This window comes from Corallococcus sp. AS-1-6 (assembly GCF_020037015.1).
Taxonomy (GTDB): domain Bacteria; phylum Myxococcota; class Myxococcia; order Myxococcales; family Myxococcaceae; genus Corallococcus.
In genome coordinates this window covers 212,038-226,883 of record NZ_JAIQDE010000011.1, presented here as the reverse complement: position 1 = coordinate 226,883, position 14,846 = coordinate 212,038, and the positions used below count along the sequence as shown (strand labels likewise).

At 69.7% G+C, this 14,846-nt stretch carries 9 protein-coding genes; 2 read left to right on the top strand and 7 right to left on the bottom strand.

Annotated elements, in window-relative coordinates:
- Positions 1 to 86: 86 nt before the first annotated feature.
- The 6 genes from K8612_RS17875 to K8612_RS17850 all read right to left on the bottom strand — a co-directional run bounded on the left by K8612_RS17875 (position 87) and on the right by K8612_RS17850 (position 10,260).
- Positions 87 to 1,802, bottom strand: a complete 1,716-nt coding sequence (locus tag K8612_RS17875; RefSeq protein WP_223763130.1) for a DEAD/DEAH box helicase — start codon at positions 1,800 to 1,802, stop codon at positions 87 to 89.
- Positions 1,803 to 2,000: 198 nt separating this feature from the next.
- Entirely contained in the window at positions 2,001 to 2,639 is a 639-nt protein-coding gene (gene cglE / locus K8612_RS17870) for an adventurous gliding motility protein CglE (RefSeq protein WP_223741731.1), read from the bottom strand.
- Between the two features lie 114 nt (positions 2,640 to 2,753).
- A complete protein-coding gene (gene gltG, locus K8612_RS17865; RefSeq protein ID WP_223763129.1) occupies positions 2,754 to 4,733 on the bottom strand; it encodes an adventurous gliding motility protein GltG in 1,980 nt (659 codons plus the stop codon).
- Positions 4,734 to 4,818: 85 nt separating this feature from the next.
- Positions 4,819 to 5,085: an adventurous gliding motility protein CglF gene (gene cglF, locus K8612_RS17860; RefSeq protein WP_223741733.1), complete on the bottom strand. Its 267-nt coding sequence runs from the start codon at positions 5,083 to 5,085 to the stop codon at positions 4,819 to 4,821.
- A gap of 142 nt (positions 5,086 to 5,227) precedes the next feature.
- Entirely contained in the window at positions 5,228 to 6,667 is a 1,440-nt protein-coding gene (gltE, locus tag K8612_RS17855; protein WP_223763128.1) for an adventurous gliding motility TPR repeat lipoprotein GltE, read from the bottom strand.
- Positions 6,667 to 10,260 carry a tetratricopeptide repeat protein gene (locus K8612_RS17850; protein ID WP_223763127.1) on the bottom strand — a complete coding sequence of 1,198 codons (3,594 nt, stop codon included), beginning with the start codon at positions 10,258 to 10,260 and terminating at the stop codon, positions 6,667 to 6,669. The genes gltE and K8612_RS17850 overlap by 1 nt, the downstream gene beginning before the upstream one ends.
- A gap of 294 nt (positions 10,261 to 10,554) precedes the next feature.
- Between K8612_RS17850 and K8612_RS17845 the strand changes: the two genes are divergently transcribed.
- Together K8612_RS17845 and K8612_RS17840 are read left to right on the top strand one after the other, a co-directional pair.
- On the top strand, positions 10,555 to 11,208 hold the full coding sequence (locus K8612_RS17845) for a hypothetical protein (protein WP_223741736.1): 654 nt from the start codon (positions 10,555 to 10,557) through the stop codon (positions 11,206 to 11,208).
- An 80-nt stretch (positions 11,209 to 11,288) separates the two neighbouring features.
- Positions 11,289 to 12,230, top strand: a complete 942-nt coding sequence (locus K8612_RS17840) for an ATP-binding protein (RefSeq protein WP_223741737.1) — start codon at positions 11,289 to 11,291, stop codon at positions 12,228 to 12,230.
- Here K8612_RS17840 and K8612_RS39255 read toward each other — a convergent pair whose 3' ends face one another.
- The gene (locus K8612_RS39255; protein ID WP_306799662.1) at positions 12,231 to 14,816 is read right to left on the bottom strand and encodes a N,N-dimethylformamidase beta subunit family domain-containing protein; all 2,586 of its coding nucleotides are present in this window, start codon (positions 14,814 to 14,816) and stop codon (positions 12,231 to 12,233) included.
- Positions 14,817 to 14,846 lie beyond the last annotated feature (30 nt).

The window sequence follows — 14,846 nt, the reverse complement described above, 5'->3', positions numbered from 1 at the left end:
GGAATGAAACGAGGGCGCCAGCGGCCGGAGTGTACCGGCCGCGGGCGCCCCCGGGCAATCATGCAAAACCCGTCAACCGGCGGGAATTATTGGCTTTCTTGCTCGCCAGCCGAGGAAGCATTTTCCGCCGGTGACGCCGCGGATTCAGCGTCGTCAGCGGCGTCCGCCTTGCTGTCCGCGGGGGGCGTCGCAGGGGCCTCGGGGAGGGCCTTCGCGCGCTCCAGACCGGCGCTGTCGTTGAGCTGCGTGTACAGGGCGATGGCCTTGTCACGCTGCTGCAGCTCCTCCGCGATCTGCGCGGCGCGGGGCAGGTGCTCCCCACCGAGCTTCTCGTAGAGAGGCAGCGCCTTGTCCTTGCGGCCCGCCTGCGTCCACGTCTCCGCGGCGGCGGTGATGTCGCCCAGCAGCTCCAGCCACCGGGCGCGGCCGGCGGGCTTCTGCTCCTGTTCGGCGCGGGCCAGCTCGCGCTGCGCGAGCTCCTTGGCCTCGTCCTCCAGGGTGAGCCGCTGCATGAAGTGGAACGCCTTGGGAGGAGGCAGGGGGCTCAGCACCTCCACCGCCTCGCGCCGCTGGCCCACGGCCACCAGCAGGGTCGCCGCGCCCAGACGGTCGCCGCGCTCCACCAGGGCCTTCACCTCCAGGCCCCGGATGCGGTTGGCGCTGGCCAGGTCCCGGGCGCGCTCGTACGCCTTGCGCGCCAGGGTCAGCTTGTTCGCGCGCTCGTACGCGAGGGCCGCCTGGTCGAACTGCCGCGCGCGCTCGTAGAGGCGGGCGACGTTCTCGAAGTCGGCCTTGGCGACGTAGTGCTCCATGAGCAGCTCGTACGCGCCGGCCTTCTCCAGCGTGGGGCCGATCTGCTCCGCGGGCAGCGTGCCCACGAGGCGACGGGCCGCGTCGTTGTCCTGGCCGGACAGCGCCGTGCGCAGCGCGCTCTTCAGGTCACCGCCCGCCTCGAACAGCCGGGTGGCCTCCGCGAAGCTGTTGTTGCGCTCGTGCATGCGCGCCGCGTCGCGCGTGCGGCCCATGCCTTCCAGTTGGGTCGCCTGCTCCTTCCAGTCGCCCGTCAGCTCCGGCATCGGCGCGCGCTCGGGGCGCTCACCGCGGGCAGGACGCTCGCCACGCTCGGGGCGCTCGCCCCGGGGAGGACGCTCGCGCCGCTCACCGGCCGCGCCGCGCTCCGGGCGCTCGCCACGGGGAGGACGCTCACCGCGCTCACCCCGGTCCCGGCGCTCGCCGCGCTCCGGACGGTCGCCGCGCGGAGGACGCTCGGCGCGCTCATCGCGGGCCGGGGCCGAGGGCTCCGGCGTCGGCTCGCGGCCGCTCAGCGCGAAGGCCGCCTGGGAACGGTCCGCGTCGCCCGCGGCGCGCCAGACGCGGCCCACCAGCGACATCACGTCCACCCAGCCGTCGAACTTCTCCTTCGCGGGGTCCACCGCCGGCTTCGCGGGGGCGGCCTCGGCGGGCGCGCCTCCCTCGGCCGGAGCAGCGCCCTCGGCGGGAGCTGCACCCTCGGCGGCCGGAGCCTCCGCGGGCGCGGCTTCAGTCGACGCACCCGCCTCCGGCGCCGCGGCTTCCGCACCGGCCTCCGGCTGGGGCGGCTTGGACTGACGCTGCACGCGCAGGAGCGTGGTGATGAGGCGGCCGCGCGTGTTGAGGTCCAGGTCCTCGAGCGACTTGAGGTTCATGGTCCGCAGCGAGCGGACGATGGCCTCCAGCGGACCCTTCTCCGCCGCGAAGTCGTTCTTCGAGAGCGCCTTCTCCAGGACGCTCAGCTCGGCGATGACCCGCTGGCCGGGCCCCACCGGGCCGGCGTCGCGATCACGGCCACGGCCTTCACCCCGGCCGCGCCCTTCACCCCGGCCACCGCCAGGACCGCCACGACCGCCGAAGCCTCCCGGTCCGTCACGACGGGGCCCCTGGCCCGGCGCGCCCCCGTTCGGACCGCGTCCACCCGGACGCGATCCACCGCTTCCATTCTCCTGAGCCACGTGAATCTCCCGCTAGAACGCGTAGCGAATGTTGGGCGCCACCGCGAACCCGAAGGCGCCCTTGGAGGCGAGGTAGTTCCCCATGACCTCCAGCCCCACCGAGAAGTGGCGCAGCCGCGTGTAGTACTCCACTCCGGGCCCGGCAAACACAAGAATGTCGGATTCGGGGAGGAGCTTCTTGGGAGAGAACATCGCGTAGCCCGCGCCGGCGCGGGCGTAGATCCAGGTGCGCTTGACCTCCTGGCTGTCGGCGAAGCCCACCAGGCGGGCGCGCAGCACGGCGCCGGGCACCAGCATGGTGAAGTCACCGGACGCGGCGCCCTGCGAGTAGCCGACGTACTCCGCGCCCGCGCGGTTGGCGGAGCCCATGAAGAAGACGCCCAGGGACAGGCGCTCGCCCAGGTCCACGCCCAGCTCCACCTGGGCCATCTGGCCGGAGGAGAAGGGCCGCGGGCCGGAGTCCGCGGGCGGGTTGGTGATCCACGAGGGACCGCCGTACACGCCGAAGTACACACCGCGCTCGACCTCGTTGAAGGTCACCGCGGGCCGGTCCTGCATCGCGGAACCGGCGCTGGGGGTGTCCTGGGCGCCCGCCATCGCGGGAAGGAGGAGCGCGGCGCTCAGGGCAAGAGGAGCAAGGACTTTCTGCATGGAGGCAGCCTGGTGGGGGGCAGGCCTCCCGCGGGGGCGGGAGGTTGAAGTGAAGAAGCGGGCAGCCCTGGGAACAGGGCCGCCCGCGCGAACGACGGATGTGTTGATTCTACGTCAGTCACCGGCCTGCTTGAAGATGAACGGGTAGGTGACGATCACGGAGCCTCCACCCTTGGGCTCCGGGAACTTCCAGGTGCGCACGCGGCCGGCCACGCACGTCTCCAGGTCCGAGTTGCCCGCCGTGGACTGCGCGACGTTGGACGTGGCCACCGAGCCGTTGGCGCTGATGACGAACTTCACGGAGACCTTGCCGCCCAGCTTGGGGAAGCGGTTGAGAAGGCTCTCGTAGCAGTAGCGGATCTGCCCGCGGTTGCGCTGGATGACCTGGCGGATGAGCTCCTTGTCCAGCGAGCCCATCACCTCCGGATCCGACGAGGTGATGCCCACGTCCACGCTCTGCTTGCCGCCGAGCGTCCCCACGCCGGTGCCGTAGCTGCCGCTGCCGCCGCCACGGCCCTTGGTGCCGATGCCGCCGATGCCGATGCTGTCACCGGTGCCACCGCCACCGCCGCCGCTGCCGCGAAGCCCCATGCCGCCGAAGCCGCCCGCGTCGCCCGCCTTGGCGCCGAACATGTTGCCCATGGCGCTCTTGAGCTCGCCGCCCAGGCCCGCCTTGCCGAAGATGGTGGAGATGCCGCCCTTGCCGCCGCCGAAGATCTTCGCGGTGAGCGCGCGCGCCTCGTCCTTCTTGTTCGGGTCGCCCTTGGGCGCGGTGCGGTTGTTGGTCTTGGGCGCGTCCTTCTTGCCCATCTGACCTTCGTCGCCGCGCTGCTTCTGGGCCATCTCGCCCGACTTCTTCTCCTTCTGCTGGTTCAGCTTCTCCAGGAACTTGTTCTTCTGGGTCTCCGGAGGCTTGATGATCAGCTTCGCGATGCGCGCGTCGTTGCCCGCGAGCTCATCCGCGTACTCGTCCCCCTCCCCCGTCTGGTTCATGGAGTGGATGACGAACGCGGTGCCGATGAAGAACATCACCAGGAAGATGTTGAGCGCCGTGTAGTCGATGTTCTCGCCCATGGGCACGACGACGCGCTTGGGCACCGGCTGGAACTGCGCCTCCAGCGTGAGGCCGCCCAGGTCCACCCAGACGAAGTCGTCCGCTTCCAGCGTGAGGCCGTAGGCGTCGCCGTCCTGGGAGGCCTTGCCGGACTCCATCACCGCTTCCAGGTCCAGCGTCTCGCCCTTCCGGGTGAGCTCGCCCTTCATCTTGCGCGCGAAGCGCACGGTGAAGGACTGACCGTCCGTGCGCAGCACCTCGAACGTGGGGCCGCCCAGCTTGGCGTCGCCCATCACGAAGTCCACGCCCTTGGCGCTGCCCACCGTGAAGGCCTTCTTCGCGCCGGGGGGCACGAAGAACTCGCCCACGCGCTGGTCGCCCCAGAGCAGGCGCAGCGACACACCCTGCGGGCCGTTGGACTTCGTCTTGCGCACGGTGCGCACGCGCGGCGCGGCGTCCTGCTCCTCGTGCGCGTCGTCGTCCGCCACGGGGGCCTTGGGGGCCCGCGCGGGCGCCACGGCGTTCTTCTGCGTGGGCGCGACGGACGCGTCCAGCGCGGCGGCGGGGGCCACCGGCGCGGCGGGCGCGGGCGCCGCGGCCACGGGGGCGGGCGCGGCGACAGGCGCGGACGCGGCCTGCGCGATGGCGGCGGCGGGGGCCACCGGCGCGACGGTGGGGTTCTTGTCCGTGGGCGCGTCCGCCTGCGCGACGGCGGCGGCCAGGTTCACCGCGGCGACAGCGGCCGGGTTCTCCAGGCGGATGGTGGTGCCACCCACGCGGACCTCGTCACCGAAGGAGACCTGCCCCTTGTTGACGCGCTTGCCGTTGACGTAGGTGCCCTCGACGCTGCCCATGTCGATGATGGACATGGAGCCGTCGGCGGCGACCTCGATGACGGAGTGGATGCGGCTGACCTTGTCGTCCTCCAGGCACAGGTGCGCGGAGGAGAGACGACCAATCTTGATGATGTCGCGCTCGTAGTCCTTGGAGGCGACCAGCGTGTCGCCCTTGAAGACCTTGAGTGTCAGGGGTACGGCCATGGAGGGCTCCCGGTAGGCTTTGGCGCTCTTGGACAACGGTGCCGGCGGAAGGTTCCCGCCGCCGGTTCAATCCGTGGTGGGGGGATTACAGCTCGCCCACGGACTGCATCACCTTGTCCTCGAAGTCTTCGCGGATGCGGATGAGGTTGGAGTGCTTCACGGTCTTGCGCGCCTCGACGTACTCGCCGTCCGGCTTCGTGAGGTCACCCTCGATGGTGTCGTCCTCGAAGTCGACGCTGGTCGTCTTCTGCATCCTGGCGCCACCACCCTCACCCTGCGCCTTGCCGCCCTCGTCCTGGGCGAAGGCCGGGGCCACCGACAGCGTCACGCACAGCATCAGCCACTTCCGCATCCTGCCTCCACGTGGGGCCTTCCCAAGGCCCACTGGTGTTTCCGCATGGTGGGCCCCCGCCTGGAAAAGCGAGGGGCTCACAAGGTTCGCATCTTCCCGAGCCGCGCCGCCAGCGTGAAGCCACTGGCGGGCGTCTCCCACATCACAGCAGGTCGTCCGTCGGCTCGTCGGAGTCCGCCTGTGCTGCATTCTTCTGGGCAGGGGCCGTCTGCGCGCCACCCGCCGGGGTGGCGGCCGACTGCTGCGCGCCCGTGGCGGAGGCCGGAGTGGCCTGCGGGGCGGTGCCGGTGCCGGACGCGGGCGTCGCTCCACCCGGAGGCGTCTGGCCCTTCTGCTTGGCCTCTTCCGCCTTCATCGCGGCCTGCTGCTGGGCCTGGAGCGCCTCCATCTGCTTCGCCTGGGCCTCGGCGGCCTGCGCCTCGCGCTTGGCCTGCACGATGCTCTCCGCCTCGCGCAGGAGCCCGAAGACGGGCGCTTCGGCGTTGAGCGCGACCTCGCCGCCGGCCAGCGCGACGTACTTCTTGTAGAGCTCCACGGCGCGCTCGGGGGCGTCCTTCACCTTGTGCAGGATGATGCCGCGGTTGAGGTACGTGGCGCCCAGTTCGGGGTTGAGCTTCTCCGCCTCGTCGTACTCCTGCATGGCCTTGTCGTACTGGCCCTGGCCCTTGAGCGCGATGCCCAGGTCCACGTGCGCGGCGGCGTTCTTGCCGTCCGCCTGCAGGATGCGGCGCAGGTGCTCCTCCGCGCCGGGGAAGTCCTCCGCGGCGAGCGCGAGCTGGGCCAGCTCCACGTGCGCGGGCACGTAGTCCGCCTTCGCCTCCAGGGCGCTCTTGAACTGCAGGCGCGCGCCTTCCGCGTCGCCCTCCTTCAGGAGGATGAGGCCCACGGCCTGGTGCAGCTCCGGATCCGTGCTGTCCAGCTTCACCGCGCGCAGCGCGACGAGCTTCGCCATGGCCAGTTGCTTGCGGTCCAGGTAGCTGCGGATCATCACCTTGAGGGCGTTGGTGTTCATCGGGTCGCGCATGAGCGCGGCGCGAGACAGCTCCATCGCCTTGTCGTGGTCGTTGTTCTGCCGGTAGATCTCCGCGAGCCGCGCGCGCGAGCCCGCGTCGTCCGGGTAGCGCGTGAGCACGTCCTGGTAGAGCGCCACGGCGCCGGCCACGTCGCCGCCGTTCTGCTTCATGATGGCCAGGTTGTCGGACGCCTGCCGCAGGGACGGCTTCTTGGTGAGCGCGGCCGCGTAGCGGGCCTTGGCCTCGTCGGGCTTGCCCATGCGCTCGGCGATGACGCCCAGGTTGTACTCGGCCTCCGCCAGGTTCTGGTCCGCCTCCAGGGCGGCCTTGAACTTGCGCTCCAGCGACGGGTAGTCGAAGGCCTTCGCCTTCTTCTGCGCGTCGAAGGACTTCACCGCGTCATCGAACAGCAGCATGGCGCGGTTGGAGATGGACACCGGGCCCGTGGGGGCGGCCGCCGGCTTGGCGGCAGCCGCCGGGGTGTTGGTCTGCGTGGTGGAGCAACCGACGGCGGTCAGCGCCAGCGTGGCCAGCAGGAGGGGGCGGAACGGGTGCATGCGGCGATTCATTAGAGGAAGTCCTCCGGCTCCTGATCATCAACGGTCTTCTTGGGGGCGCCGTCCTTGGACGCGGCGGCGGGCTTGGCGACCTCGGACTCGGTCTGCTGGCGAAGCGCGTTCGTCAGCGCGGACAGGTCCTCGTTGAGCGCCTCGCTCTTGGCCTGCTTCTCCGGTTCCACCTTGGTGACCGGGGGCGGGATGTCCTGCACGGCGGCCAGCAGGTCGCCGCCCAGCACCAGCTCCTTGTTCTTCAGCGCCAGCTTCTCCTCCAGCACCTCCGGGTAGCGGTCCGGCGCGTAGGTGGTGCGGAGGATCTTCAGGCTCGCCGCGGCGCAGTCGTTGAACACGCCCAGCTCGCGGCTCTTGGCCACCGCGCTGGAGAAGGCCTCCGTGGCCTTGTCCTTGAGCGGCTGGGCCTGGTTGGCGAACTCGTCGCGCAGGGCCTGCTGCGACTCCTCGTCCAGGCCGCGCGGCATGGGCGCGTTCACCACCAGCTCCGCCATGTGGTCATACGCGAGGCCGATGCGCTGCAGCGCGCAGATGGCCGGCTCCGGGGCGCCCAGGGCCACGGTCTGCACGTACTTCTTCTGCACGACCTCCAGCGCGCGGCCCTTGTCGGCCAGCGAGCCCTTGAAGCGCTCCGGCGACGGCGGCACGCCCCAGTACAGCTTCAGGCGGCGGAACTCGTTCCAGTCCGGCTCGATGGCCAGCAGGTTCGCCTGCGCGGCGGCGGCCAGCGCGGGCTTCTCCAGCGCGGTCTGCTGACGGCGGGGAAGCTGGTCGAAGTACTCGAAGATGCGCTTGTTCATGCGGCGCACGTCGTTCGTCTTCTTCATCTTCGCGTAGATGTCGACGATGCGGCCCTCGGCCATGAGGAACTTGCTCTGGGAGCGCATGTTGTCGCGCTCGTACTCCTCCAGCAGCTTGATGGCCTTCATGTACGCGCCCTGCTTCACGTGCAGGTCCACGACGGACAGGAAGGCGGCCTCGGCGTCCTTCGACTTGGGCCACAGCTCGATGTAGTGCTCGCGGTTCTTGAGCGCGGCCTTGAGCTGGCCCAGGCCCTCGCGGTAGGTGGCCGCGTTGAACAGGGCGATCTGCGCCTTGGACTCGTCCCACTTCTGCACCACCGCGGGCTTCGCGGGCGCGTCGTCGTTGGAGGCCTGCTTGGCGCGGCCCTTGGCCTTGCTCTTCGCCCGGGCCTTCGCGGCCGGGGCGCCGCCCTTCTCGTTCAGGTTGCGCTCGTAGCCGCGCACGTAGAGCTCGTAGGTGCCCGCGGCCTCCTCGAAGTCACCGATGGCCTCCAGCGCCTCCGCGTTCGCGTAGATGGAGTCCGGCACGTACTTGGACCGGGGGTACTCCGCGAACAGGCGCTTGCGGACCTCGATGGCCTTATCCAGGCTCTTCGCCTTGTAGTAGTCGACGGACGCGTTGTAGAGCGCCAGGTCCGCGATCTCCGTCTGCGGGAAGTCGTGGACGAAGTTCAGGTACGCCTCGGCCGCCTTGGAGAACTCCTTCTTCTCCTCGAGCTGGCTGACCAGCTTGAACGACGACTGCTCAATCAGCTTCGCCAGGTCGTCGCGGAACTTGCCGGTGGCCAGCTTGTCGTTGGCGTAGAAGCGGCGGGCCCACTCGTTGACCTTCGCGAAGTCGCCCAGCAGGTTGTACGAGTCCAGGATGAGGTTGGCGGCGATCTCCGCCGCGCGCTGCCCGTCCTCGAACTTGTACTCGGGGTAGCCGAGCGCGATCTCGGAGAAGCGCAGCACCGCTTCGTCGAAGTGGTTGTGGCGGTAGTAGATGTTCGCCGCCTTGAAGGCGATCTCCACGCGCTTGTCGCCCTTGGGGACGTACTTGAGGTAGCGCTCGCACGCGTCGAGCAGCGACTTCTTCAGCGTGGGGATGGCGATCTTCTTCTGGATGTCCGTCCCGGCGGACTCGCTCTTCGCCTCGCCGCGCGCTTCCGCCGCCTTGACGACTTCGTCATAGGCGAGCACGGCGTTGTAGGAGGCGTTGGTCAGCCACTTGCCCGGCTTGCCCGGCTTGGGCTTGCCCTTGTCGTCCTTGGCCTCCAGCACCTTGGCGTCCTGGAGGACGACGAGCGTGTAGTTGGCGGCGGCCTTCTCGAAGTTCTGGAGGTTGTCGTTGAGGAGCTCCGCCCAGAAGAAGCGCAGGTCGTACGCCTTGGGGTTCTCCGGGAAGAGCGTGAGGTAGTCGCTGTACACGGCGTCCGCGTACTTGAAGGTCTCCTCGCTGCGCGTCTTCTTGCCCTCGTTGTGCCAGGTGACGGCGAGGTTGGAGAGCGTGCGCTCGGACAGCTCCTTCGCCTCCGCGAGCGCCTTCTTGTCCTTGTCGTCCTTGATGACGCCGGAGGACTCGACGTCCTTCATGATCTTCACGAGCCGGCGCACCTGGGCCACGGTGCGCTCCTTGTTGCCCATGCGCAGGATGCAGTCGACGATCTTGCCCTGGAAGCCGGGGGCCTCCGGAGACAGCGGCTTCTCCTTGATCAGCGCGTTGAAGGTGATGGCCGCTTCGCGGTCCTTGCCGTCGCCGTAGTACAGGTTCGCGAGCTGCTTCATCATCGCGAAGCGGTCTTCCGGATTGGTGGCGACCTTGCCGAAGTCCGCGCGGGCCTGCGTGACGTCACCCTCGCGGGCGAAGGCGCGCACGTAGTCGCCGCGCGCTTCACGCACCAGCGAGCCCTTCGCCTTGGACTTGCCGTCCTTCTCCACGGCGGCGGCGCCGGCCAGCTCACCGTAGAGGACCACGGTCTTGTACTTGTCCTTCGCGGACTCGTACTCGCCCATGTTGAAGTAGCACCAGCCCTGCTTGTAGAGGGCGAAGGCGTAGACCTGGTTCTCCGGGAACTCGGCGGCCTTCTTGTACGCGGCGAGCGCCTTCTCCAGCTCCGGGCGCTTGCCCTTGGAGTTGTTGAAGTAGTACTCGCCGAAGGCGAAGTACGCGTCCGGGATGTACTTGGACTGCGGGTACTTCTCAATCAGGCGCTTGAACGCGACGAGCGCCTTCTTGTCCTGGCCGTCCTCCATCAGGTACTGGCCGAGGAAGAAGAGCACCTCGTCCGTGCGCTCGAACTTCGGGTACTCCTGGACGATCTTCGTGTACTGCTCGACGGCGTACTTGCCGTTCTCCTTCACCTTCGCCATCAGCTCCGCCTTCTCCGCCTTGGCCTTCTGCTGGCCCGCGGCGTCGTTGCGGTTCATGGCGACGATGAGCTCGTCGTCCTTCCGGTTGGCCTCGAAGAAGAAGAACTTCGACTCCTCCCAGTAGAGCTCGCCCAGGCGGAACAGCAGGCTGGGGGCCTCCTTCTGATCAGGAGACAGCGAGATGATCTTCCTCAGCGATTCGATCTGTTCGCGGCGCTTGGAGGCGACCTGCACCTCCACGCCCAGGCGGAACTGATCATATTGAAGCGCGGGAGCGGCCTGCTGGGCTTCCTTCGGGCGCGTGATGTCGCCTGCGAGGGACTTGTCCACGGTGGTGGTGGACTTCTTGCCCAGGTCAGCGTCGCGCAGTGCTTTCTTCTCCTGGGCCGAAGCCATGGAAGTCAGGAGAACGAGGCAAACGAGTAGCGAGCGGCGCATGGTCTTCCTAGGAGCGGGGAACCGGCGTCCACGGACGCCTGCTTGCTTGGCAAGTGTCCGGGAATCTTCGGGAATTTCCATGAGGGGACCCGTACTATGCGCGGTTTGCGCAAGGCGGGTCAACTCAGACGACGGGACGTCCGGTCCGTCGGATAGCAAGCGGGAAAACTTCAATTTCGCTGTGCGCCAACACCCTTCCGGACAGCGACAGGAAGGTTGCACGGCAGGCCCCAACAGGTATGGGAGGCTGGCGGCTGTTCGTCTGGCCGCCCTGCCTGGAGTGGTTGTCGGATCATGAGTCTTCTGCCGGAGAGCGCCAGCTTCGAGGAGCTGGTGCAGGACTACTTCCTCGCGGTGCGCGGCGCGGGCCTGATGTTGTCCGCGCTGGACACCGAGCTCGTCACCGCGTGGGCGCGGGAGGGCGTGCCCTTCGAGGTCGTGGCGCGGGGCATCTCGCGTTCGGCGGAGAAGGCGCTGTGGGACGCGCGGCCCGGCGAGCCGGTGCTGCGCTCGCTGCGCGCGTGCCGGCGCCAGGTGGAGACGGAGATCCGCAAGTACCGCGACCTGTCCGCGGGCCAGGGAGAAGAAGCCCCTCCGGCGTCCTCGAAGAAGCGCCCTGCCCGTTCGTGGGAGGAGGTCCGGCACGCGCGGCTGTGCGCGGCGCTGCGGGCGCTGACGGAGCGCGAGGCCGCGCTGGCGCCGCGGGTGCACCGGCTGTTGGACACGGTGCTCGCGTGCGTGCCGCGCGAGCCCGCGGCCATGGATCAGCAGGAGGCGTGGGCGCTGCTGGCGCTGTTGCGCGCCCTGCCCTTCGCGGAGCGACGCACGGTGTGGCGGGATGCGCGCACCGGTGAACAACAGTTGATGACGGCCCGCGCGCGGCGGGTGGCCCGGCGCTTCCGGCTCCAGGCGGCCGTCAGACGGCGGCTGGACATGAAGGAGACCTGAAGGGTTGTCCCCTTTCCGGAAGCCTGAACGAAAGTTCAGCGGGCTGACGGCCAGGGGGGACGGTGTTATGGCTGGGCGCGATGGCTGCCAAGGCGAACGGCGAGGCGTGTGGGCAGTGCGGTGGGCGGACGTACCTCATCGAGCGGCGCGGAGAGCTCGCGACCGCGCGGGTGTGTCCGTGCTCGGTGGACTGCCCGATGTGCGGTGGACGCGGGCACAGGCTGGTGGAGAAGGAAGGCACCTTCAGCGCGAAGGTGGGCCCCCGGACGTATGAGGTCCTGGAGCCGTGCGTGTGCACGCTCCGGCGCACGCGGGTGGCGCTCTACAACGACGTGCAGATGCCGGGCGTCATGGCGCACGCGTCGTTCGACAACTACCGGCCCTTCAACGAGGCGCAGGACCGCGGCCGCGGCGTGGCGATGCACTTCGCCAATCAGTACGTGAAGGGCGCGACGAACAAGGGCTTCGTGCTGAGCGGGCCTGTCGGCACGGGCAAGACGCACCTCATGGCCGCGACGCTGGGGCACCTGGTGCTGGAGATGGGCGTGAAGTCCCGCTACGTCGAGATCTCCCTCCTCTACGCGACCATCCGGCGCGGCTTCCAGGACGGCAAGAGCGGCGGGGAGATCATCGGGCCCCTGTCGGAGGTGGAGGTGCTCGCCATCGACGAGCTGGGCAAGGGGCGCGGCAGTCCCTTCGAGATGGAGACGCTCGATGAGCTGATCGCCCGGCGCTACAACGCGGGGCGCACCACGCTCTTCGCCACGAACTACTCGCTGGAGCCGGAGCGCAAGGGCGCGCGGAGCAGCGCGCCTTCGGGCTACCGCACCACGGACGACGCCCGCTCCGCCATGAAGGACGCGGAGCTGCTGCGCGAGCGCGTGGGCGAGCGCATCTACAGCCGACTCTGCGAGATGTGCACCTTCGTGGAGCTGCCGCGCGACACCCCGGACCGGCGGCGCACGCGGCAGGAGATGGACGCGCCGCCGCCCATGGGCGGCATGCGCAACCCGGGCCGGTAGTCAGCGCTGGATGGCGCGCACCAGCGAGTTGCCCGCGTCCGCCACGTAGAGGGTGCCATCCGGCCCCACCGCGAGCCCGGCGGGCAGCACCAACTGGGCCTCCCTGCCGGCGCCGTCGTCCGCGCCATAGCGGCCGCTGCCCGCGAGCGTCGTCAGCTTCTCCGGCTCGCCGGACGCGTTGAAGGTCAGCCGGCGCACGCGGTAGTTGCCGGGGTCGGAGATGGCGAGCGAGCCGTCCTGCAGCAGCGCCAGGCCCAGGTACGGCAGCATCTGGCCCTCCTTCGGGTCTCCGTCGCGGAAGCCGGGCGTGGAGCCCGCCACCACGGTGGTGACGCCGTCGCGCACGCGCACCACGCGCGCCATGCCGCTCTCCACCACGTAGGTGGTGCCGTCCGCGGCCTGGGCCACGGCGGAGGGGCGGTAGAGCCAGTCCCCCTGGAGCGTCGTCACCGGGTGGCCGGGCGTCACCATGTCGATGCGGCGGATGACGCTGTTGTTCAGGTCCGCCACGAGCAGCCCCGTGCCGTCCGGCGTGAAGGCCAGGCCCGCCGGCTGGTTGAAGGCCGCGGACAGCGCGGGGCCGTCCAGATAGCCCCACGTGGTGCCCGCGAACACCTCCGCCTTGCCCTCCGGGGAGATGCGGCGGATGAGCGCGTTCTCGGTGTCGGACACGTAGAGGTTGCCCAGCGCGTCCGCTGCGATGCCCATGGGGCCCGCGAGGTTGGTGAGCACCGTGCGGATCTTCCCGTCCGGCGACACGCGCTTCACCGTGTTGCCCAGCGAGTCCGCCACCGCCCAGCCGCCGTCCGGCAGCACGGCGACCGCGAGCGGCGCGCCCAGCTCATCCGGCGCCACCTTCGCGCCCGCGTGGCAGCGCTTGCCGGGCTGCCCCGCCACCGTCGTCACGGACGCGGCGAAGGGCCCCATGGGTGAGGGCGCCGCCGGGGGCTGGAACTTCACCAGGTCGCCCGGCAGCTTCCGGCCCAGCGCCTTGTAGAGCACGTTGGCCACGATGCGGCCCGCGCGAGGATCCGCCACGCGGTCCCCCACCCCGGCCAGCTTCTGCACGAAGTCGATGCCGCCCGAGGAGAAGACGTACGCGTCCCCCTGCTTGCGCACCACCATGTGCGCGAAGCCGAAGCCGCCCTGGAGCGACAGCGCGGGGGACTCCGCGAGCACCTCCACGTTGGAGGGCTGGCGGCCGTTGGACACCAGTTGATCCACCTCATAGCCGTTCGCCATCCACAGCGTGTCACCGGACTTCAGGCCCGTGCCGCTGAAGGCCCAGTGGTCCGGGTTGGTGATGACGGTCGGGAAGGGCCACTGGTGCCAGCGCGCGGCGAACTGCACGCCCAGCAGCGCGTTCTCCGGACGGGGCGCGGGCAGGTCGCGGAACTTCACCGTCCTGCGCTGGTCCTTGTACGGGTCCTCGGCCGCGCCCTTGTAACAGGTGACGATGCGGCGCGGCCGGCCGTCCGCGGAGGGATCCATCCGCACCTGCCAGTACGCGTTGTTCGCGCCCAGGTTGATGATGGACCGCCCTTCCGAAAGCGCGCGGTCCGCGGAGTCCCGCTGCTTGGAGGACCAGTACTCGTCGTGGCCGGACATGACGAACACCTTCGCGCCACGCAGGAAGTCGTAGCTTTCGTCCATGTCCTCGTCGGTGAAGTAGCCCACGTCCAGGTCTTGCGACTCCAGCCACGTCACCAGGCTCAGGTCGTCCGTCATCAGGTGCCCGGAGCCCTGGCCCCGGTAGTAGGGCCGGTCATAGGAGGACTGGAAGGCGCGTGAGACGCCGTGCGCCTTCATCACGCCCTTCTGATCATCGTAGAGGCTGGTGCCGCCCCAGGTGTTGTACGCCGCCCAGTTCGAGGTGGGGATGAGCACCGCGACCTCCGCGCGCGGGTTGGCGTCCCGCACGAAGAAGGGCACGTAGCGCGCCGGGCGGTCGTCACGCACGAGCTTCACCACGTACACGCCGCGCACCCAGTCCTCGCCGATGGGGATCTCCAGCGTCGGAGACCAGGCGCAGGCGATGACGCCCGTGGACGGATCCGCCGGGCAGTCCGCCTGCCGCGTGCCCTGCACCGGGCCGCCGCGCGCCAGCTCGCGGGCGCCGGCGCCGCCGTAGTAGCCCAGGCGGTAGACGAACCAACTGAACTTGCGCTCCTCGGACAGGGACACCGCCACGCGCAGCGACTCGCCCTGCGTCAGGGTGGCCTTGAGGGGGTAGCCTTCGATTTCACGGCTGTTGGCGTTCTTGTCGATGCGCCAGCCCGTGGTGCCCTTCTTCTGGTTCTCCTTGTGGACGGCGTCCGGGTCGCGCTCGGGCAGCGCGCTGCCGCCATCGGGCAGCGTGCCCGCGTCCGGCTCGTCGTCCGGAATGCCCGCGTCATATTCGGGGACGACGATGCCGCCGTCCGGACCGATGACGCCCGCGTCGTCGTTGCTCAGCGGCGGATCATCATGGCGGTCCCCCGGGGGAGGCGTGCCAGGCGCCGGCCCCGCGTCCTTGCAGCCCGAGGCCCCCGTCACCAGGAGCGCCAGCACCACCCCCAGTCCCATCCAGCGCCGCCCGTGAGCCATGCCGCCCCTCCAAGGTATTCAGGGGGAGAG

Coding starts and splice junctions, on each gene's coding strand:
- cglE (WP_223741731.1), bottom strand. CDS start 2,639: ATGCAGAAAGTCCTTGCTCCTCTTGCCCTGAGCGCCGCGCTCCTCCTT.
- gltG (WP_223763129.1), bottom strand. CDS start 4,733: ATGGCCGTACCCCTGACACTCAAGGTCTTCAAGGGCGACACGCTGGTC.
- cglF (WP_223741733.1), bottom strand. CDS start 5,085: ATGCGGAAGTGGCTGATGCTGTGCGTGACGCTGTCGGTGGCCCCGGCC.
- gltE (WP_223763128.1), bottom strand. CDS start 6,667: ATGAATCGCCGCATGCACCCGTTCCGCCCCCTCCTGCTGGCCACGCTG.
- K8612_RS17850 (WP_223763127.1), bottom strand. CDS start 10,260: ATGCGCCGCTCGCTACTCGTTTGCCTCGTTCTCCTGACTTCCATGGCT.
- K8612_RS17845 (WP_223741736.1), top strand. CDS start 10,555: ATGAGTCTTCTGCCGGAGAGCGCCAGCTTCGAGGAGCTGGTGCAGGAC.
- K8612_RS17840 (WP_223741737.1), top strand. CDS start 11,289: ATGGCTGCCAAGGCGAACGGCGAGGCGTGTGGGCAGTGCGGTGGGCGG.
- K8612_RS39255 (WP_306799662.1), bottom strand. CDS start 14,816: ATGGCTCACGGGCGGCGCTGGATGGGACTGGGGGTGGTGCTGGCGCTC.